The sequence below is a fragment of the Providencia rustigianii genome (assembly GCF_900637755.1).
In the GTDB taxonomy this organism is placed as follows: Bacteria; Pseudomonadota; Gammaproteobacteria; order Enterobacterales; family Enterobacteriaceae; genus Providencia; species Providencia rustigianii.
The window spans coordinates 934,104-954,697 of the sequence record NZ_LR134396.1 but is presented as its reverse complement, the minus strand read 5'-3'; the positions used below and the strand labels follow the sequence as shown (position 1 = coordinate 954,697).

Genomic DNA, 20,594 nt, shown 5'->3' with positions numbered 1-20,594 from the left:
AAAAAACGCCAATAAATATATTTTTAGCTTTTATAAAGTACTGATGGCTCTCGTCACCAGTACTTTAAGCTAAAGTTACTGACGACCTTTTTTGATGGTTGAAGTCACATGACGTTTAAAGGTTATATGCTTAGGAACCTCTACTGCTTTGCGGTCATCTTCAATAATGGCCCTAACCCAAAAATCACCATTATCATCGACATTGATACCTTGAACTTCATGCTCAAACCCCGGATAGTGCTTATCAAATTCCTGAAGTGCACGTAAGTAACCAATAATTCCTTGGTTTCCTTTAGGTAAACGTTCACCGGGCATCAAGACTGGAATTCCAGGAGGATATGGAACAAGCATACTGGCGGCAATACGCCCAGAAAAATCATCTAAACGAATGTGTTCGGACTTATAGCGAACCACTTTTTGATAGGCATCCGCAGGTGTTAAAACAGGTTCAGGATCGGTATTAACCGCATCATTGATATGCTTCATTAAATCAAGATCACACATTTTTTCATGCATTTCCTGACAGAGTTGTTTAAGGGTCAACTTATCGTAATTCGATGAATGATTTTTTAATGATGGAATAGCGTCAATAGCAAGTGCGCCATTGTCATAGAGTTTTTTGAATGACAATAAACTTTCGAGCAGTGTTCCCCACTTACCTTTGGTAATCCCCACAGAAAATAAAATCAAAATGGTATAATCCCCCGTACGTGCTATTTCAATACGGCGGTCATCTAGGAATTTTGTGATGATATAACCGGGGATCCCTCTATCTTGATATTTACCGTCAGGCGAAATTCCAGGGCAAGTAATAGTGACTTTTACTGGATCAAGCATACTGTTTGTGTCGGCTAAATCCTCATCAGTAAACCCATGCCATTTATCTCCAGCACGTAAACCCCAACAATTTGGGTCCTGACTCAGTAATTCAATCGGTGCATCTTCAAAACTGTATTTTTGTCCTGTTTCTTGGTTCTTGACCTCCGTAGGCTGCAATACATCAAAAAACCAAGCTGACTCACCTTCTTGCTCTTTTAATTGACGTTTCACGGATACAACAGCTTTACGGAACGCTATCGCTTCTTCTATAGACTCTTGAACTAATGATGTACCGGATTGACCTTGCATCATACTAACGGCCACATCAATGGATGCAATGATTGGGTAGTAAGGTGAGGTAGTTCCATGCATCATAAATGAGTCATTGAAATCATCAAAATTAAGGGGAGCACGTTCACTTTTTTTCACATGGATCATGGAAGCCATTGAGAGCGATGGCAACATTTTATGTGTTGATTGAACAGCAAAAATAGTAGGACGATTTGGTGTATCCTCCACCCCCATAGCAAAACGATTTTTATATAACGGATGGAAGCGTGCATAAGCATACCAAGCTTCATCAAAGTGAATTCTAGGGGCGCTTTCGCCGAGATATTTAACAACATCGTTCACATTATAACAAAAGCCGTCATACGTGCAGTTCGTCACGACTGCATAAGTCGCTTCAGATGTTGCTGCACCTTGACTTAATGGGCTTTGAGCTATGAGCTTATCAATACTTGCTTTTTTTAAACGCTCATTCGGAATAGGGCCAATAAGACCATAACCATTACGAGTTGGTTTTAAATATACAGGACGGGCTTGCGACAATGTTAAACCATGATTAAGCGACTTATGGCAGTTGCGATCGACGATGACAATTTCATCTGCAGCAACAGCACCCTGTGCGACTATACGGTTAGAACCTGATGAGCCTGATACACCGTAAAAAGTCCAATCAGCACCAAAAAGTTCAGCCGCGATTTCTTCTGATTTTTTTGAGGGACCAGCATGAATCAGATAGTCACCCATTTCTGCGGTGGCGACACCAATATCGGCCCTCATCATGTTCTCGCCAAAAAAATTAATAAACTCAATACCTACTGGATGTTTTAAATATGCCATGCCCCCCATATGTCCCGGGCAATCCCAATAGTAATCACCATCCTCAGTAAAATCTTTCAGTGTTTTAAAATAGGGTGGCAAGAGGTTTTCGGCGTAACGATGTACAAGCGTATAAATACGATTAGCCGTAAATGGTGGCGTTTCTGAATATAAATAAATGTACTCACTAACTTCTTTTAAGACATCTAGAGGAACATTATCTGTAATATTTTCCTCCGACACTAATAAGAGCGGTGTCGTTGGATTTCGTTTACGTAATACGGCTACAACCTGTACACAATTCTTCGCCATATTAGGATCATTGTCGTCCCAATAAATAGCCACGGCACTATATTTAGGGTTTTCTTGAATTAATCGTATTCCATCCTGAATTTTATCTGCGATAAAAACCTTAAAATCACGTTCTATTACAGCAGCTTTAAGGCGCTCAAGAGCTTGTTTGGCTGGGTGATCTTCTTTTAGATAAGAAGATGATACAAATAAAATATTATGATTAAATTTCAAAATATATCTCCATTTTATTTTATTGTTTACTGCAAAAATTGACAATCATAAATTGATACCCATTCCTTAATGAATGAGGTAGGAAAACAAATCATAAGCTTATTTATAGGGTTAATTAAAAATTAACGATACCATTCATAAAAAGAATAATAATCAATATATCGAGCATAATTAAAAAAATAAAAATATTTAATTCCACTCGAGTGAAAATAGGTTTATCTTTAAAATGTTTTACTCTTGACCAAATAAACAAAGGTAATCCGACTGTTAATAATATTGGTACCATCGTAAGGTATTTCATTTCACTGGCATAAAACATTAATAAACAAAATGAAATTCCTATCACACTGGTCACTAATGCAATTGTGGAGTTTTTATTTGTATATTTACTGTATTCACCCGTGATACAAAGCTTAAATAAATAGGCAGTTGACATTAAATATGCAGGTAAAACTGTTAGGGCAGAAATTGCTAACATCGCTAGCCATGCATGATTAGAAAAATAGACTAGGAAAATAACCACCTGCATAAATCCACTACTCACCCATAGTGAAACTGATGCAGAGCCATTTTTATTCTTCTGAGAAAACTTTTTCGGGAAAGTGCCATCTTGTGCTGCAACCATAGGTATCTCAGCGCAAATCATCGTCCAAGCTAACCAGCTCGTTAATACTGAGACTAGAACGCCAATATTAATTAACCATTCACCCCAATCCCCTGTTAATGATTTTAATATTCCCGCAGTCGATGGGGTAGCGATCTCACTCAGAGTGCTTTGACTAAAGATACCAAAAGGTAATATTGAAACCAAAATACAGATAAATAGCGAGATAACAAAGCCTATAAAAGTAGCTTTACCAACATCTTTTTTATTTTTGGCTCTACCGGATAATGCAACAGCACCTTCAACACCAATAAACGACCAAAGAGCAACATCCAATGGAGAGAATATTTGGCTCGAAATAGAACCTAATTTTTGATGTGAAAACTCAGGGCTATGCCCCCAAATATTTTTGGTTAACTCATTATAATTTAAAAAATAAGCCACCGTAAAAACAAAGACAATTAGAGGTATCATTTTCGCAAATGTACCTAATATATTCACAACGCCTGCAACACGAGTTCCGGATAGGACAAGAAAATTAAACCCCCAAACCAAAATAGATGCACCAATAACGGATGGGATATTATTTCCACCTCTAAAATCACCAGGAATAAAATAATTTAGGGTATCCATAACCATAATAGCAAAGGCAACATTACTAAAAATGGTCATAAGCCAATATCCCCAAGCTACAATGAAAGCAATAAAAGGTCCGAATCCCTCTCTTGCATACATATAGATACCAGCCTGTAAATCAGGGCGAATATTGGATAACACAATAAATACACGGGAAATAAAAAACATCCCAAAACCACAAATTAGCCAAGCAATGACCACTGGACCTACAGCTGAATTTTCAGCCATATTTTGTGGTAGCCCATCGACGCCACTACCAATCATTGAGCTAACAACAATAGCAACCAAGGCTATTAATCCAATCTTTTGATTTTCATTCTTCTTTGATATTTTCACAGACATAAAAAACTCCCAAAATAAGAATAAAGAATCAAAAAATATTAATCAGTTTTTTAATTTTGGATCATATTTAGGGTAAAGACAATAGAAGCCAAGTTAGTGGCTATTTTAATTAACATGTAAAAAAAACATTAATCGCATAATGGAATCATTAAATTTAATATATTACAAACGTTTACAAAATAGTCACATTTAAAGCATCAAAAATAGATGGTAATATAATCCAAATAAATTCATATTTAGACTAATATTTAAGGGTTATATATTGACATTAATATTTTTTAATATTTTTAATTACAAATTAACTTCCTTCGATATTAAATAATATAAAAAAACAAAAAATATCAATTCTTTACTGATCGGTATTTAGATATACATTTAGCAACATTTATTACCAAGTAATTAAAAAGTATCAATAAAAAGACAAAATGCAACCATTATGAAAAAACATTAAATTAAATTTAACTTGATTATCACATGTAATTTATACAATTATATTTTCATATAAGAATAGGATATTCAGTCAATTAAGAGCTGAAACTATTGATAAGATCAAATGAAGCTAAAATGATAAATATCTGTTGGAATGACATACATAGAAAAGAGTAAAAAACATGATTAAGCATTTTTTACATTGCATAAGAAGAGTAATGAGTTAATCACAAGTATTATATAAATAGATAAAAGCCCCCTCAAAAACACCAAGAGGAGCTATTTTTTCGGCATTATCACTTTCCATGTCCTCATCACGGCATTGCTTAAAATCAGTAATAATGTCATGTACTGGAAAGTACTTTCAGATAACGTCACTGGCAGGTAAGCACAATGGTGAGATACCACATTGTGCTGTTTATATGATGAAGGTAATTGACCTATACTTTATTTATTATCAGCAGGATAGCCCGCTGTACTTAGCGCAGTTCGGAAAACACGCTCATCGATGATGCTATCAATCTGCACTTGCTTGGTCGCAGGGTCCGCATCAATTTGAGCCTTTGCATCGATATCCAAAATAATCTTAGTAATCGATTTTGCACAGCCACCACACGTCATTTTTGGGATAGTAAAGCTAATCATATCTAACTCCTTATTATGGTTGAGTCATAACTATAAAGCTTCCCAACATTGGAAGGTCAACCGTTTTTTATCTCATTACATGAGAACTAAATTTGGTATTTTGAGCTTCTGATGTCGGAAGGTGCTCATTTGGATTCACCAAGCTTTCAATAATTGGGCAATCAGGGTTATCGTTGCCACGGCAATGCTCAGTTAGTGTTTCCAACGTGACCACCATTTCTTGCAGTTCATTAATTTTTCTTTTTAAACCAGCAAGATGAGCCGTTGCCATCATTTTTACATCGGCACTAGTTCGCTCGCTGTTTTGCCATAAAGAGAGTAAAACTGAAATCTGCTCCGTCGAAAATCCCAAATTACGAGCACGGCGAATAAGTTGAAAACTGTTAATATCGGATTGATTATAGTGACGGTATCCAGAATCCGTACGCTTCGCTTTTGCCAGTAATCCCGTTTCTTCGTAGTAGCGGATCATTTTGGCAGAAATACCAGAGAGTTTTGCTGCTTGACCAATATTCATCTTTCACCTCTTCGACCAATCATCGCGTTTAATTCACAAAAAACAGTTCTATCTTTCTAGAAAAAGCCAGCCCCTTAGGGCTAGCTTGTATAGGCATTACGCCGCATTCTCTTTCATTGGAGCTTGGAATCGTTTTAAGCGTAAAGCATTACCTAAAACAAACACACTTGAGAGAGCCATCGCTGCTGCTGCCAAAATTGGTGAAAGTAACGTGCCGTTGATCGGATATAGCAGACCCGCAGCGACCGGAATTAACAGGGCGTTATATGCAAATGCCCAGAACAGGTTTTGTTTGATATTTCTGATAGTTGCCTGACTCAAGGCAATCGCATTAACAACACCTCGTAAATCACCAGACATCAAGACAACATCAGCGGCTTCTATCGCAACATCTGTTCCCGTACCAATAGCAAGGCCAACATCAGCTTCTGCCAATGCAGGAGCATCATTAATACCATCCCCCACAAAAGCAACCTTGTTACCACGACTACGGAATTGTTTAAGAGCCGCCACTTTTCCATCCGGAAGTACTTCCGCAGCCACTTCATCAATACCAAGCTGTTTTGCAATGGCCGATGCCGTTGCTGCATTATCCCCGGTGATCATCGCCACTTTCAGTCCCAACGCGTGCAATGCTTTAATTGCCGCTGGAGTACTCTCTTTGATTGGATCTGCAACCGCAATAATTGCGGCTAATTGACCATCAATTGCTGCATAAAGTGGGCTTTTTCCTTGTTCACCAAGTTTCTGTGCGTTTTGTTGGAAATCGCTCACATCCAAGCCAAGTTGCGTCATAAAGCGGTCAGCACCCACTGAAACACGGCGTCCACCTACCGTTGCCGAAACACCAAATCCAGGAATCGCTTCAAATGCTTCGATTGATGCTAGTGTCAGTGATTTTTCCTTCGCCGCAGCAACAATCGCTTCTGCTATTGGATGTTCTGAACGCGTTTCAATGGCAGCAACTAACGCCAGTACTTCGTCATTTTCAAAGCCATTTGCAGAGATCAGATCCGTCAGTTCCGGTCTTCCTTTGGTTAAGGTGCCTGTTTTATCCAATGCAACGACAGTCACATCACGTAAGGCTTGTAGAGCTTCCCCTTTGCGAAATAGGATCCCTAATTCCGCTGCACGCCCAGTTCCTACCATAATCGATGTCGGAGTTGCTAATCCCATTGCACATGGACACGCAATAATGAGTACAGCAACCGCATTGATTAACGCAAATGTCAGAGCTGGTTCTGGACCGAAAATTAACCAAATAAAGAAGGTGATCACTGCACCAGTCATTACCGCAGGAACGAACCACATCGTCACTTTATCGACTAATGCTTGGATTGGTAATTTTGAACCTTGAGCTTCTTCAACCAAACGAATGATTTGCGCTAATACCGTATTTGAACCAATTTTAGTGACTCGGAAACTAAATGCTCCGGTTTTATTAATGGTTCCACCGACGACTTCAGAACCCATTTCCTTCAATACAGGAACCGGTTCCCCTGTGATCATACTTTCATCTACATATGACATTCCTTCAATGACTTCACCATCGACTGGAATTTTTTCCCCGGGGCGAACAAACACAATGTCATCCATCATCACTTGATTGAGAGGAATTTCAATAGTTTCTCCATTACGTTCTACGCGAGCTGTTTTTGCTTGCAAGCCAACTAGGCGTTTAATTGCTTGTGACGTTTTACCTTTAGCTCGAGCTTCTAATGTTCGACCTAATAAGATCAACGTCACTATTACCACGGCCGCTTCAAAGTAGACATTCGCGGTTCCTACAGGCAGCACTTGCGGAATAAACGTCGCCACAACTGAGTACCCATAAGCCGCAACAGTACCTACCGCTACCAGTGAGTTCATATCAGGCGCACCACGTAATAACGCGGGAACCCCTTTTTGGAAAAAGCGCAGCCCAGGGCCAAACAGAACGATAGTGGCTAATGCAAATTGAATATACCAATTGACTTGCTGACCAAGAACATCAGATACCCAATGGTGTACTCCCGGAATAAAGTGTGATCCCATTTCGATAATAAATACTGGTAAAGTAAATATTGCCGCCATTAATAATGCACGGCGTAATGAGCGCTCTTCATTCTCACGACGTATCTCCGATTGGTCATTTCCATCCGATGCCCCCTCAGATAAACGGCGAGGCTTATACCCCGCTTGCACAACCGCAGCTTCTATATCAGAAACGGTGACAACACCAGAAAGATGACGAACACGAGCTCGCTCTGTCGCTAAATTGACACTAGCCTCTAATACACCCGGTATTTGCATCAATGCTTTTTCAACGCGGCCAACACAAGATGCACACGTCATCTCTTCGATTGCGAGTTCAGTGACTTCCTCACTCACTTTATATCCTGAGCTTTCAATCGCTTTGATGGCAACGGTTGCATCAACATCACCTTTAAATGTAATGTCTGCACGTTCAGTAGCTAAATTTACAGTTGCCATTTCAATATCAGGAACTGCATTTAGTGCGCGTTCAACTCGACCAACACAGGAAGCACAGGTCATTCCCTCTACTGGCAAGCTAATTTTTTTCATAGAAGACTTCGATTGGATAGTCATAGGTTCTCTCTCTAAGGAAACATCATGAGTCAGAGGCTAAGGTTTACCATAGAGGGAAGGTCAAGCTTTATTTTAAATTTATCTCATATATTTTTGATTGAAGGAGACATTAGGCTTCCTTGCCTAATGTCTTTTGTCGTATTACCGTTAATTCTTGGTGAGTGTCTTGCTGGTAAGCTTGCGCACGACTATATAAAAAACAGGTGTCAGAATTAAGCCAAAGAATGTCACACCTAGCATGCCAAAAAATACCGCTATCCCAACCGCTTGTCGTATTTCTGCCCCTGCTCCGCTTGCTAATACCAAAGGGACAACCCCAGCAATAAATGCCAACGAGGTCATTAAAATTGGACGTAATCGCAAGTATGCGGCTTCTAATACGGCGGAAAGCATCTCTTTACCTTGCTTTTCTTGTGCGATAGCAAATTCGACGATTAAAATCGCATTCTTAGCCGCTAAACCGACCAATACAATAAACGCGATTTGCGTGAAAATATTATTATCACCGCCAAGTAACCACACACCCGCTATCGCTGACAATAGCGCCATTGGTGCAATTAATAACACTGAGAAAGGCAAAGACCAACTATTGTACTGAGCGGCTAAAATGAGGAATGCAAACAGTACCGCCAATGGGAAAATATAAAGAGCAGAATTTCCAGCAAGTTTTTCTTGATAAGTGAGGTCTGTCCACTCAAACGCCATTCCTTCCGGTAGCGTTTCCTGCAAGATTTTTTCCATCGCCTGCGTCGCTTGTCCAGATGTAAATCCTGGCGCCGCATTCCCCGTAATATCAACCGACGGGTAACCATTATAATGAATAACTCTATCTGGGCCATTAACTCGAGTGATGGTGACAAGGGCACTTAATGGGATCATTTCGCCCTCTTTATTACGCACTTTGATCAGTTCAATATCTTTAGGATCCATTCTAAATGGCGTATCCGCCTGCACTATCACCCGATATGTTCGCCCAAATCGGTTAAAGTCATTCACATACAGTGACCCTAAGTTGATTTGCAACGCATCAAAAATGTCCGTTAACATCACGCCTTGAGACTTAGCTTTTTCTCGGTTGATATCAACATCGATTTGTGGAGCATTAGTTTGGAAGCTTGCCATCATTCCAGCTAATTCTGATGTTTGCGATGCTTTCATTAACACTTGTTCTTGTACCTTCGCTAAGGCATCAAAACCAAGATCAGCGCGATCTTCTATTTGAACTTTAAAGCCGCCCATAGAACCTAACCCCGGTACTGGCGGTGGTGGAAAAATCCCCACAAAGCCATCAGGTATTTGGCTGAATTTCTCCATTAACCGCCCTGCGATTGCATCTGCGGATAATTCAGGATCGGTTCGCTCATCAAACGGTTTTAACATAGCAAACATTAATGCAGAGTTGGGTAAGTTTACAGGTCCATTAACTGACAGCCCAGGGAATGCAACCACATGCTCAACCCCTTCCTCCATTAAAGCTAAACGGGACATCTCTTTTACCACGGCTTCAGTTTTATCCAGAGACATACCTGATGGCAGCTGAGCAACACCAATCAGATAATATTTGTCTTGGGCGGGAACAAACCCATTCGGTACAGTTTTAAAACCTAGCGCCGTCAGACCAACAAACCCCACATACAGAACCAGCACGATCAAACTACCGCGAATACAGCGACGGATTATCTGCACATATTTATTAGATAACGCATTAAAAAACCCATTGAATTTGGTGAAAAAGCGTCCAAATATGGCATTGATAATACGTGTCAGCCAGTCCTGTTTTATCCCTTTCGTATGTGGTTTAAGTAAAATAGCACTTAATGCTGGCGATAGTGTGAGTGAGTTAATCGCTGAAATAATCGTTGATATAACTATGGTTAATGAAAACTGACGATAAAATTCCCCCTGCAAACCAGATAAAAATGCCGTCGGAATAAATACTGCGGCTAACACCGAGGTGATCGCCAGAATCGGTCCAGTGACTTCATCCATGGCTTTTATTGCGGCTTGTTTTGGCGCTAACCCATCCATGATATGTCTTTCAACGTTCTCGACCACCACTATCGCATCATCGACAACGATCCCTATCGAAATCACTAAGCCAAATAGCGATAATGTGTTGAGAGAGAAGCCAAAAAGGTACATAAATGCAAAAGTACCAATCAAAGAAACAGGCACTGCGACTAACGGAATAACCGACGACCGCCAGCTTTGTAAAAAAAGCACCACCACAAGAACCACGAGGATGGTCGCTTCCAATAGAGTCACTGCGACCGATTTTAGTGAAGCGCTCACAAATACAGTCGGGTCATAGGCGATTTTATAGTCTATTCCTTCGATAAAGTTTGTTTGTAAACGCGCCATGGTTTTTCTAACTGAATCAGAAACGTCTAAAGCATTTGCACCTGGGCTCATTACAATCTGTAGACCCACCGCATTTTGACCATCCAGCAAACTACGCAATGAATAATTATCAGATCCGAGTTCCATTCTGGCGACATCTTTGAGGTAAGCGACTTGCCCATTTTCCCCTGATTTAATAATAATATTGCCAAATTGTTCTTCAGTGGTCAGGCGTCCCTGTGCGTTGACGCTAATTTGAAATGACGCCGTAGAGTCGGGCTGCTGCCCAATCGAACCTGTTGCGACTTGAACATTTTGTTCACGAATAGCATCAACGATATCCTTCGCCGTTAATCCTAACGATGCCACTTTTGTGGGATCTATCCATGCTCGCATGGCATATTCACCTTCCCCCCAAACCACCGCGCTAGCAACCCCCGGCAGTCGTGCAATTTCATCGCGCACATTCAGCAACGCATAGTTTGAAATAAATAGTGGGTCATACACATTATTAGGGGAATACATATGGACAACCATCAGAACATCGGGTGACGTTTTTTCCGTAATAACACCGATTTGCTGCACTTCTTGAGGTAAACGAGGGATCACTCTGGATACAAGGTTTTGCACCTGAATTTGAGCAATATCAGGGTCGACATCTTGCCTAAAAGAGATAGTTAATACCATCTTCCCGTCAGTGGACATTTGTGAACTCATGTATAACATGCCTTCAACGCCATTCACGGCTTGCTCAATTGGGGAAGCTACCGTATCGGCAATCACTTTAGGTGTTGCTCCGGGATAGCTGGCAATCACCTGAACCGTCGGTGGCGTCACAGATGGATATTCACTTAACGGTAATTTATAAAAGCTTACTATCCCTGCAATGAGTATGAATATCGATAATACAATCGCAAAAATAGGTCGTTGAATAAAAAAATGAGGAAATTTCATTATTATTTATCCTCCTTCTCACTCGAACTCTCATTCTTGCTATTCTGTGATATTTTTGGCTTTGTTTTAATTATTAAAGAATCCATAGGAATCTGATTAGGCGTCACTTCCATGCCAGGCCTGACTAGACCTTTAATAATAATTTTATCTCCCGCTTTCAGACCATCATCAATAACTCTTAGCCCATCCACCATCCGCCCAAGAACTACTGGGCGGTATTCTGCCTTGTTGTTTTCATCTAAAACTAAAACATAGTTTTGCCCTTGATTCGATCCAATCGCTTGGTCATCAATTAAAATAGACTCTGAATTTTCACCAATAGGAAGCTGGGCTCGAATAAATGAACCCGGCATTAATTTGCCATCTTTGTTAGTAATAGCTGCACGGACTTTGACTGTCCCCGTGGTTCTATCAACTTGATTACCGATAAAATTCAAATTACCTGAAAAGGATCCATTTTGAGCATTTGGTAATAATATTTGTATGACAGGCATCGATGAGTTGCCTTGCGCCGCTGATAACGATTTTACGCCCAGCAATTTATGGTAAGTCACCTCATCAATATCAAAATACGCGTAGATTGGATCAACTGAAACAATAGTTGTTAGGCGGGTTGCTGATGTGGTATCCCCACCAGTAATTAAGTTTCCCTCTGTCACCAACGCTCTATCAACCCGTCCATCAATAGGCGATGTGATTTTTGTATACGATAAATTTAATTTAGCCGATTCCACCGCAGCTTTTGCTGACTTAACCAATGCATTATTTGCTGATAGCGTTGAAAGTGCATCATCATAATCTTTACGAGAAACAGCCCCTTTATCCACTAACCCTTTAATACGCTGATAATGGCGACTGGCTTGTGTCGCTAAAGCCTCAGCTTGACTAAGCTCCCCCTCAGCTTTAGAGAGTGCTAATTTAAAGGGCTGAGGATCGATTTGAAATAACAGCTCGCCTTTTTTGACTAACTGCCCTTCGGGTAGTTCGGCGGAGTTAATCCGCCCTCCCACACGAGAACGTAAATCAACCGTTTTTGGCGACAACAAATACCCAGTAAATTCTGAGTATGGCGTTATATTTCGTTGAATAACTTCAGAAACAGGTACTTTAGGAAATGCAGCAGCTGCCGCTAGCGTACTACTTTTTTCATTCTCTTCTTGAGCATTGGTGAGCGAACTCATTGCCATGGTCGCGATAAGAATTCCATATATTCCAATCTTCGATTTCATTATGAACCCTGCCTAATTAAATGATTAATTTATTAACTTTATTTTTAAACAAATAAATTCTTGGCAAGGTTAAAGGTTACCGCCATTGTAATGTCAATAACCTTTAAAAATTAAAAATAAGTCATTGACTCTGTACCTACTCCAAGGTTTTAAATACACTTGAAATTTATTTTTTTCAGTTAAATATAGTGAATAATTACTTTTAAATTAAAAAATCACCAATTTAAGGTTTATTATGAGTAATCAAACGATAAATAAAAATGTTGTCCATGATATTTTAATATGGATTAGTTTAAATACAGAAAGGCAACTACATATATCTGATATTGCGAATAAAGCGGGTTATTCCAAGTGGCATTTTCAACGGGTTTTTAAAGACATCGTGGGTGTCAGTCTAGGTCAATATATGTTGATAAGTAGGTTATTAAACGTAATGGCTGATTTAAAAAAGACGAATGACAATATTATCGACATTGCTTTTCGATATGGTTTTGATAGCCAACAGGAGCTGAATAGAGCATTTAAAAGAGAATTAAAAATTACCCCGGGGAGATATCGAAAAAGCACACTTTGATTAATTAACCCTCTTTTTATTTAAAAAATCATTTAGAAAAAATCAGAGGGTAAATTCCATAAAAATTATTTATCAATAAAAATTAGGCTCTAAAAATATATAAATAGTATTCTATTTTATTTAATAATAATGATAGAAATATTTTATGTGTCGCTTAAAGAGTAAAAAAGTAGAATAGATAAAAGCCCCCTCAACAGCACCAGAGGGGCTATTTTTACGGCATTATCACTTTCCATGTCATCATCACGGCACTGCACAAAATCAGTAATAATGTCATGTATTGGAAAGTACGCTCAGATAACTTCACTAACAGATATTTAGCTAAAGGCATCACCAATAACGCACCTGCACATAAGATTAGTGCCAGTTTTAAATCAGTGTAGCCATCTTGTGCATAGGCCAATGCTGAAGATCCTGATAAAACAGTCGTGACAATGATGGATGTCCCAATCGCCTGCTTAATGTTTAAATTCATATAACGCAGTAACATCGGCAATACCACGACTCCGCCCCCAACACCTGTCGCTCCTAATACAATCCCTGCCATCACCGCAGGAAATGCCATCGCCCGAAGTTGATTTTCTTTCACCGCTAATTTTTTGAGTGGATTAAGAAAAAACATCCGTTGGATAAACAGATACAGAGAAAAAATAATCGCCGTAGCAACCAGTAAATTAATTCCCCACTCAACCTGTTGTGTATATTCAGGGATACTTCCCAGCCAAGTCACAAATAGGCTCGATAAAAAGGTACTTGGTAGCATAATGGCCAGCACAATCAATGCGCCTTTCATTGGAATATTACCCAGCCGAAAGTGCATATATGACGAAGATATTTTCATCAACATCGATAAAAAATTTGCAGTTGCTACTGCGGCTAAGGCATTAAGCCCAAAAAAGTAAGTGAGTATGGGTAAAACAATCACACCACCGCCTACCCCTGTGGTGCTAATAATTAAGCCAATCAATGCGCCGATGGCTAATTCAGTGACAATCATAGTTATCCTGCCTGTGTCACGGCTTGTCGACCTTTTTGTAAGGCGATATCCGTATCTTCATTGGCGAGTGTTAAATACTTAAAAAATAGCGTGTCGAAAATTACCATCTGTAACACTTGCGGCGTAATCACCCCAAGCTGGGTATGCTGCTCATCATAGTAATAAGGCAAGATTAAATCTGCGATACGCGCCGATTCGTCTTGCCCGAAGCGGGTTAAGGCAACCGTGGTGCAACCACTTTCCTGTGCCGATTTCAGCATGCGATTAATTTCAGGGGTATTGCCTCTGGCAGTAACCGCGATCGCCAAATCACCGTCATTTAAATTGGCAGAATAGCTGAGCTGTACGTGTAAATCCGTGCTAAATAAAACCGGTTTATTAACACGAATGAGCTTATGAAAAATATCATTGGCGACAATTGCCGAAGAGCCGATCCCAAACACCACAATACGCTTTGCTTCTACCAGTTTTTGAGCAATGGTGTCCACAGCGACAGGCTCGAGTAATTCCAATGATTTTTCAATAGCAGAAATAAACATTTGCCCTGATTTCGCGATAATTTGAGCCGTACCATCATTACGGCTCAAATTGCCATACAGCGTTTCAGCTTTATGCTGTTTTTCATCAGATAAGTAATCTACTTTGAATTCAGGATAGCCACGGTAGCCCATTTGGCGAGCGAAGCGAATGACTGAAGCGCTGCTGACGCCTGCGGCTTGAGCAAGTTCAGCGGCATTCATCGCGACAAGACTGTCACGACATTCAAGCAAAAACTTGGCGATACGCTGCTCAGTCCCTTTGCCTCTCGTCAATAAGCTTTCCAATTTTACCGTCAGAGCTGACATGACTATTCCTTCTTATTATTTTTCTGGATCGTTGAAGCCTATTATCATACTGGCAATGAAACCGACAATCCATGCGCCTACAACCGCAATCAGAAAATCAAGTATTTGCCCATCTCCAACCAATGGAATTAATGATAATCCCGCAGTACCAAATGGAATAATAATGCCCACATGGAAGAACGCCATTAGCGCCCCACCCGCAGCCCCACCAATACATCCAGCAATGAATGGCTTACCGAGAGGTAATGAAACACCAAATAATAATGGCTCCCCCACCCCAAAGATACCAACGGGTAATGCACCCACTAATGTTTTCTTCAAGCGTGGATTTTTAGTTTTTAAGAATACCCAGAAACAGGAACCGACTTGCCCCATACCGCCCATCGCTAAGATTGGAAATAAATAGTTCAAACCAAAAGTTTGTAAAATTTCAGCATGGATTGGGATCAAACCTTGATGTAAGCCAGTCAAAAGTAAGAATAAGAAACTTCCGCCTAATATTCCCCCTGTTGCCACTGCCCCCCCACCACTGTTAAGCAGTGCGACAGAGACACCTTGCGCTAACACTTGGTTTAGGTAATGCCCTGCCGGTTGGAAGACCACTAATGCAACCATCGCTGACACTAAAATAGTCACAAATGGCGTCACAATGAGATCCAAGCTTTCTTTAATGATACTTCTAAACCACACCTCAAATTTAGACGAAAATACAACCACCATCAGAACCGCAAATATGCCGCCGCTGTTTGGCTGAAGTTTTTCACCGAATAGCGTGATATCCGCCAATCCCGGCATTGCCAGTAATCCAGCCATCACGGCGCCAATTGATGTGGATGCGCCTAACTCTTTCGCCGTATTCACACCAATCATGATGGATAAATACGTAAAGACCGCGCTACCAATCAGTTTTAACAATTTAAATAATTCAGGGAATTGCTCCACTACACCCGGAGCCACAAGGCGAACAATATTAATCATTCCCATGATGAGACCACACCCTATCAATGCGGGGATCGTGGGAACAAAGATAGCCGCGAGAGTGTTGAGCATACGACGAATCGAAAACGGTTTTTTCTCCGGTAGAGATTCCGCATTATTCTCACTGGCAAGACCTTGGCCTTGCATTCGCTTATTCATCACTGAAAAAACTTTTGCCGCGGTTCCCATACCCACAATCACTTGCTGTTGTTCACCATTGAAAACGACACCTTTTACGCCTTCAATTTGCTTCAAGGCTTCTGAATTAAACTTACTATTATCTTTTAAAACCAAACGAATACGAGTCATGCAATGGGTTAGTGTTGCGATGTTATCGAATCCACCCGCATATTTTTCTATTTCTTTTGCGAGTACTTCCAGATGCTCTATTTTATTGGCCATAGTATTTCCCCGGTGTTGACTGAGTCATGACGCTGTTTATGTTATTTTTAGGCTATTTACCGTGGGTATTTAGCATCGAATCCAAACTGGTATTGGGGTTTCGCTGAACAATTTCTGTCGCTTGTTGGGCACTAATATTGAGTTCATGCATTAAAATTGCGCGACGAGGATGGTAATCAACCTGTGTTAATAGCGCCGCCGCCGTTGGCATATCAATCCCACAAACTTCGCCAACAATACGTTCTGCACGGCGCAGTAACTTGATATTACTCGCCACCACATCAACCATTAAGTTGGTATGTATTCGCCCTAAACGCCCCATCACACAAGTGCTCAGCATGCCTAATATCATTTTCTGTGCCGTGCCACTTTTCATTCTCGTTGAGCCAGAAAGCACTTCAGCTCCTACATCTGGTGCAATCGCATATTGGGCTAAATCACTGAGTAAACCATGTCCCCGCGTAGTGATTGCCACCGTTAATGCACCAATTTGGTTACCATATTCGATCGCAGCTAAGGTAAACGGCGTTCTCCCACTGGCGGCAATGCCAATAATCACATCTTTTTCCGTCGCACCACGTTGTTGTAGCTCGTGAATAGAGGCTTCAGTTGAATCTTCAATATTTTCAACCGCTTTTAGCATGGCTGAATGTCCACCAGCGATAATCGATTGCACCATATCGGGCGATGTTCCAAAGGTTGGAGGGCATTCTGCACTATCCAGAACAGCGAGTCGTCCGCTAGTACCCGCGCCGACATAAAATATTCTGCCTCCTTGCTTTAAACGTTCGGCAATCACATCAACAACCTGAGCCAGCTCCGGCAGTACCGATTGCAGTGAAGTTGCAACAGTCCTATCTGCCTGGTTAATCACTGTCAACATGGACAACGTATCTAAACGAGAAAACTGTAACGTGTCCTGATTGAGTTCGTTTTGTAAACAATTACTGAGCGTATTTTCGATGACTGTCATCAACTCACTCCTGACTGAAATAATATTTCATTAAAAATTACTATTTATGAATTTTAATTTCAATCTTAATCATAATAAGTTGTTCACCTGTGACGATTTACGTGACTGGTTTCACAACAACGATGTAAAAGAGAGTGAAAAACCGGTGGATTACACCACCGGATGAAATTTATTTGACGAGTTTGCAGCTACCAAAAGCGGAAGGAATATGAAAATCAGGTTTCACGGAATCTGGCTTAATCCAGCTAATCCATTTGCGTACCTGCTTAGGTTCGCCGGCACTAAATTCACCGCGAAGAATGGCACACATTAATGTTTTCTGATCCGCGTCTTGCCACAAACCCAGCTGAGTCAATTCATTAAGGTCAATTTTACCCGTTAATACATAACCTTCAGGGGTAATTTTTCCTACCGTCTTCAAGGTTTCCCAGTTCCAACTTGGGTCAACCTCACGATAGAAATTAGCTTTTGCATCGAATGTGCGCCCTTGCGGATCCATTTCTGCGGTGTAATAAGGTTTTAGTTCAGGGCTAGTGGCAAAGAATAATTCCACACGATCTGAATCTAATACAGCCTGATCTTTATCGGGATTATCCCCCAGTTGAATGTCGTTATCATCCACGATAAAACGAAAATAAAGGGCATCATCATTCCAGAGTGCACGAAAATCTGTTTTTGGCGGCGTCTCTTTTTCCCATGGATAAATAAAATCAGTTAGCACTTCTGCCTGTTCCCAACTCGCTGATTTTTGGGCATCCTCCAAGGATTTAATCTGCTGTGTATGGTGTATTTGGTACTCTTTTGCTGCAACACTGGCTGTGACTAACATCGCCATTGTCGCGAGTAAAGTTGCTAATTTCATACCTTGCCTCACTTTATCGATTTTATAATGTGTTGATCGCTGAATGATGTGTTGTTTATAGCTGAATAGTTGCACCTGATTAAGAAATTAAATTTCATATCATATATCGAATATAGAATTAAAATTTCACACCATGCAAGATCTGTTCAAATAAAAACCATCACTCTGTGAGGAGGCTCACTGTTTATGATGATGAAAAAAATATCATCCAGACATCAAAATCAAGGGTAATTTTTCACGAATAGTATCGATAATGACTCTGATCTTTAAAGGTAAAAAAGGCGTTGTGAGCCAAACAACTGAAATAGGATAACTTGCACTTTGGTACTCAGATAAAACTGTTTTTAATGATCCTGATTGAATGTGCGTTTGCACTAACCATTGTGGCAAATATGCAATTCCTCCCCCTTGCAACACCGCAGACATAATCGCTTGCATATCATCCATCATAAATTTACTGGTAGGTAAATACAGATATTCCTGCTGTTGGTCATCATAAAGTTGCCAAGGTAAAACTTGCCCTACCTGTGTATAAGCAATGAGTTGGTGAGAATTTAATTCAGAGATTTTTTGCGGAATTCCATTTTTAGTGAGGTAGTTAGGAGAAGCACAAAGGATCATTTTATGATGACCAATTTCATGGGCAATTAATTGATTTGAATCCGGAAGTTTTCCCACTCGTACAGCAATATGAATCCCTTCTTGCTGTAAATCCATCTTTCGGTCATTCAATAACGTTTCAATTTCTAGCTTAGGATAAAGGTTCATTAACTCAATCAGTAGCGGGATAACATATAAGTTTCCCAATAATCGAGGTGCTGTGATGCAGACTTTCCCCTCTACATGACGTTTACCACTTTCTAAGAAATTTGAAGCTTCTTGTAGTGAATTTAATGCCTTACTCGCATATTCATAAAGCACCATTCCATCATCCGTTAATACTTGCTGACGAGTCGTACGCTGAAACAGTGCAACACCCAGGCTATTTTCCAAACGTGAAATACTTTTGCTCACAGCCGAACGCGTTACATGTAGCAACTCAGATGCTGCGGTAAAATTTCCGCTTTCAACTACAGCAATGAAGATAGGTAAGCAGTTTAGATCTAATTTGTTCATATTGGTGCTCAAATGGAAACAATATAGGGAAATAATATCACTCATTGTCAACTTATCAAGCCAGATATACTGGCTACATCTTAAATTGATAAGGAAGAATTCCATGAAAATTTTAGTCATCAAATCCAGTATTAACGGTGCTCAATCACAAACAAACACCTTAATTCAACAATATATTGATGAACGTAAAGCCCAAGGCTACCAAGACTGTATTATCGAGCATGATGTAGCAGAAAACCCATTACCCGTTCTGAATCAAGCCCGTTTTGCGGCCTTAAGAGGTGCAGAAATTAGCAATCATGATTTAAAAAATACATCTGAGCTTTCTGACCAACTCATTGCAGAACTCAAAGAAAGTGATTTACTGATCCTTGGCGCACCCATGTATAACCTCAATGTGCCCACCGAATTAAAAAATTGGTTTGATTTGGTGGTGAGAGCCAGAGAAACTTTCCGCTATACAGCAACATACCCTCTAGGCTTAGTTGAAAATGTTAAAGCTCTGGTATTTAGCGCGCGAGGTGGGATCCACTATGGGCAAGAAACCGATGCAATTACACCTTATTTGAAATCTGTTTTAGGATTAATGGGCATTGATAACGTGCAATTTATCTATGCAGAAGGACTGGATATGAAACCCGAAGGCTATGAGGCTGGACTTGCTAAAGCTCAACAACAATTAATGTATCTCATTCATCATTAAGCATTAAGCATTAAGCATTAAGCATTAAGCATTAAGCATTATAATAGAATAAATCCTCACTCTAAATTATTTAATCGGTGGGGATTTTATTTTCATTAAATGATCTATAAATATTCAATCACAATTGACATCAACCAACTAACTAATTGTATTTATTGATATTTACAAGATTTCATCATTGAAAAAATAGGGTGTATTTTAATATCCCTAAACCAAAATACTCTTATGATGAGTAAATAAAAGCGTAAAATGAAAATAAATATTATATATTGTATCATTTTATTTCATTTAGGGATCAGTAAATAGATTTCATTTATTAATCTGGTTCATTACCCAATAATTATTTTCTTTTACCATCAAAATAACTCACAAAAAGAGTAAAAAGATCCCCCATATTATAGAGATTTTATT

General features: G+C 39.9%; 15 protein-coding genes. 2 read left to right on the top strand and 13 right to left on the bottom strand.

All coding sequences use genetic code 11. The features are described from left to right. Positions 1 to 75: 75 nt before the first annotated feature. From EL244_RS04240 to EL244_RS04205, 7 genes are all read right to left on the bottom strand, one after another. Entirely contained in the window at positions 76 to 2,448 is a 2,373-nt protein-coding gene (locus EL244_RS04240; RefSeq protein ID WP_126459027.1) for an Orn/Lys/Arg family decarboxylase, read from the bottom strand. A 115-nt stretch (positions 2,449 to 2,563) separates the two neighbouring features. After that, positions 2,564 to 4,030 (bottom strand): basic amino acid/polyamine antiporter, encoded by a 1,467-nt coding sequence (locus EL244_RS04235; RefSeq protein ID WP_126459024.1) that lies wholly within the window; start codon positions 4,028 to 4,030, stop codon positions 2,564 to 2,566. Between the two features lie 876 nt (positions 4,031 to 4,906). Continuing rightward, the gene (locus EL244_RS04225) at positions 4,907 to 5,104 is read right to left on the bottom strand and encodes a heavy-metal-associated domain-containing protein (RefSeq protein ID WP_126459021.1); all 198 of its coding nucleotides are present in this window, start codon (positions 5,102 to 5,104) and stop codon (positions 4,907 to 4,909) included. A gap of 67 nt (positions 5,105 to 5,171) precedes the next feature. Next, positions 5,172 to 5,621, bottom strand: coding sequence for a Cu(I)-responsive transcriptional regulator (gene cueR, locus EL244_RS04220; RefSeq protein ID WP_126459018.1), 450 nt, complete (start codon positions 5,619 to 5,621; stop codon positions 5,172 to 5,174). A gap of 96 nt (positions 5,622 to 5,717) precedes the next feature. Further along, a complete protein-coding gene (locus EL244_RS04215) occupies positions 5,718 to 8,210 on the bottom strand; it encodes a heavy metal translocating P-type ATPase (RefSeq protein WP_126459015.1) in 2,493 nt (830 codons plus the stop codon). A 147-nt stretch (positions 8,211 to 8,357) separates the two neighbouring features. Further along, entirely contained in the window at positions 8,358 to 11,504 is a 3,147-nt protein-coding gene (locus tag EL244_RS04210; RefSeq protein ID WP_126459012.1) for an efflux RND transporter permease subunit, read from the bottom strand. Between the two features lie 2 nt (positions 11,505 to 11,506). Next, positions 11,507 to 12,733: an efflux RND transporter periplasmic adaptor subunit gene (locus tag EL244_RS04205; RefSeq protein ID WP_126459009.1), complete on the bottom strand. Its 1,227-nt coding sequence runs from the start codon at positions 12,731 to 12,733 to the stop codon at positions 11,507 to 11,509. Positions 12,734 to 12,968: 235 nt separating this feature from the next. On the opposite strand from EL244_RS04205, the gene EL244_RS04200 reads away from it, so the two are divergent. Continuing rightward, the gene (locus tag EL244_RS04200; RefSeq protein ID WP_126459006.1) at positions 12,969 to 13,307 is read left to right on the top strand and encodes a helix-turn-helix domain-containing protein; all 339 of its coding nucleotides are present in this window, start codon (positions 12,969 to 12,971) and stop codon (positions 13,305 to 13,307) included. Positions 13,308 to 13,521: 214 nt separating this feature from the next. Here the strand turns inward: EL244_RS04200 and EL244_RS04195 are convergent, their stop codons facing one another. The 6 genes from EL244_RS04195 to EL244_RS04170 form a co-directional block, all read right to left on the bottom strand. Beyond that, a complete protein-coding gene (locus EL244_RS04195) occupies positions 13,522 to 14,304 on the bottom strand; it encodes a sulfite exporter TauE/SafE family protein (protein ID WP_006815670.1) in 783 nt (260 codons plus the stop codon). A 2-nt stretch (positions 14,305 to 14,306) separates the two neighbouring features. After that, complete coding sequence (locus EL244_RS04190) at positions 14,307 to 15,149, bottom strand: MurR/RpiR family transcriptional regulator (RefSeq protein WP_115164016.1); 843 nt, start codon at positions 15,147 to 15,149, stop codon at positions 14,307 to 14,309. A gap of 15 nt (positions 15,150 to 15,164) precedes the next feature. After that, positions 15,165 to 16,529 carry a PTS transporter subunit EIIC gene (locus tag EL244_RS04185; RefSeq protein WP_126459003.1) on the bottom strand — a complete coding sequence of 455 codons (1,365 nt, stop codon included), beginning with the start codon at positions 16,527 to 16,529 and terminating at the stop codon, positions 15,165 to 15,167. A 52-nt stretch (positions 16,530 to 16,581) separates the two neighbouring features. Further along, positions 16,582 to 17,502, bottom strand: a complete 921-nt coding sequence (gene murQ, locus EL244_RS04180; RefSeq protein WP_126459000.1) for an N-acetylmuramic acid 6-phosphate etherase — start codon at positions 17,500 to 17,502, stop codon at positions 16,582 to 16,584. 169 nt (positions 17,503 to 17,671) lie between these two features. After that, the gene (locus EL244_RS04175) at positions 17,672 to 18,364 is read right to left on the bottom strand and encodes a carbohydrate-binding family 9-like protein (RefSeq protein ID WP_126458997.1); all 693 of its coding nucleotides are present in this window, start codon (positions 18,362 to 18,364) and stop codon (positions 17,672 to 17,674) included. A 204-nt stretch (positions 18,365 to 18,568) separates the two neighbouring features. Then, positions 18,569 to 19,480 (bottom strand): LysR family transcriptional regulator, encoded by a 912-nt coding sequence (locus tag EL244_RS04170; RefSeq protein WP_126458994.1) that lies wholly within the window; start codon positions 19,478 to 19,480, stop codon positions 18,569 to 18,571. 103 nt (positions 19,481 to 19,583) lie between these two features. Between EL244_RS04170 and EL244_RS04165 the strand changes: the two genes are divergently transcribed. Continuing rightward, a complete protein-coding gene (locus EL244_RS04165) occupies positions 19,584 to 20,183 on the top strand; it encodes an FMN-dependent NADH-azoreductase (RefSeq protein WP_039855572.1) in 600 nt (199 codons plus the stop codon). Positions 20,184 to 20,594 lie beyond the last annotated feature (411 nt).

Excerpts from the sequence above, each read along its gene's own strand:
- EL244_RS04210 (WP_126459012.1), bottom strand. The coding sequence starts at position 11,504 with ATGAAATTTCCTCATTTTTTTATTCAACGACCTATTTTTGCGATTGTA.
- EL244_RS04185 (WP_126459003.1), bottom strand. The coding sequence starts at position 16,529 with ATGGCCAATAAAATAGAGCATCTGGAAGTACTCGCAAAAGAAATAGAA.
- EL244_RS04170 (WP_126458994.1), bottom strand. The coding sequence starts at position 19,480 with ATGAACAAATTAGATCTAAACTGCTTACCTATCTTCATTGCTGTAGTT.
- EL244_RS04235 (WP_126459024.1), bottom strand. The coding sequence starts at position 4,030 with ATGTCTGTGAAAATATCAAAGAAGAATGAAAATCAAAAGATTGGATTA.
- EL244_RS04215 (WP_126459015.1), bottom strand. The coding sequence starts at position 8,210 with ATGACTATCCAATCGAAGTCTTCTATGAAAAAAATTAGCTTGCCAGTA.
- EL244_RS04190 (WP_115164016.1), bottom strand. The coding sequence starts at position 15,149 with ATGTCAGCTCTGACGGTAAAATTGGAAAGCTTATTGACGAGAGGCAAA.
- EL244_RS04195 (WP_006815670.1), bottom strand. The coding sequence starts at position 14,304 with ATGATTGTCACTGAATTAGCCATCGGCGCATTGATTGGCTTAATTATT.
- murQ (WP_126459000.1), bottom strand. The coding sequence starts at position 17,502 with ATGACAGTCATCGAAAATACGCTCAGTAATTGTTTACAAAACGAACTC.
- EL244_RS04165 (WP_039855572.1), top strand. The coding sequence starts at position 19,584 with ATGAAAATTTTAGTCATCAAATCCAGTATTAACGGTGCTCAATCACAA.
- EL244_RS04200 (WP_126459006.1), top strand. The coding sequence starts at position 12,969 with ATGAGTAATCAAACGATAAATAAAAATGTTGTCCATGATATTTTAATA.
- cueR (WP_126459018.1), bottom strand. The coding sequence starts at position 5,621 with ATGAATATTGGTCAAGCAGCAAAACTCTCTGGTATTTCTGCCAAAATG.
- EL244_RS04205 (WP_126459009.1), bottom strand. The coding sequence starts at position 12,733 with ATGAAATCGAAGATTGGAATATATGGAATTCTTATCGCGACCATGGCA.
- EL244_RS04175 (WP_126458997.1), bottom strand. The coding sequence starts at position 18,364 with ATGAAATTAGCAACTTTACTCGCGACAATGGCGATGTTAGTCACAGCC.
- EL244_RS04225 (WP_126459021.1), bottom strand. The coding sequence starts at position 5,104 with ATGATTAGCTTTACTATCCCAAAAATGACGTGTGGTGGCTGTGCAAAA.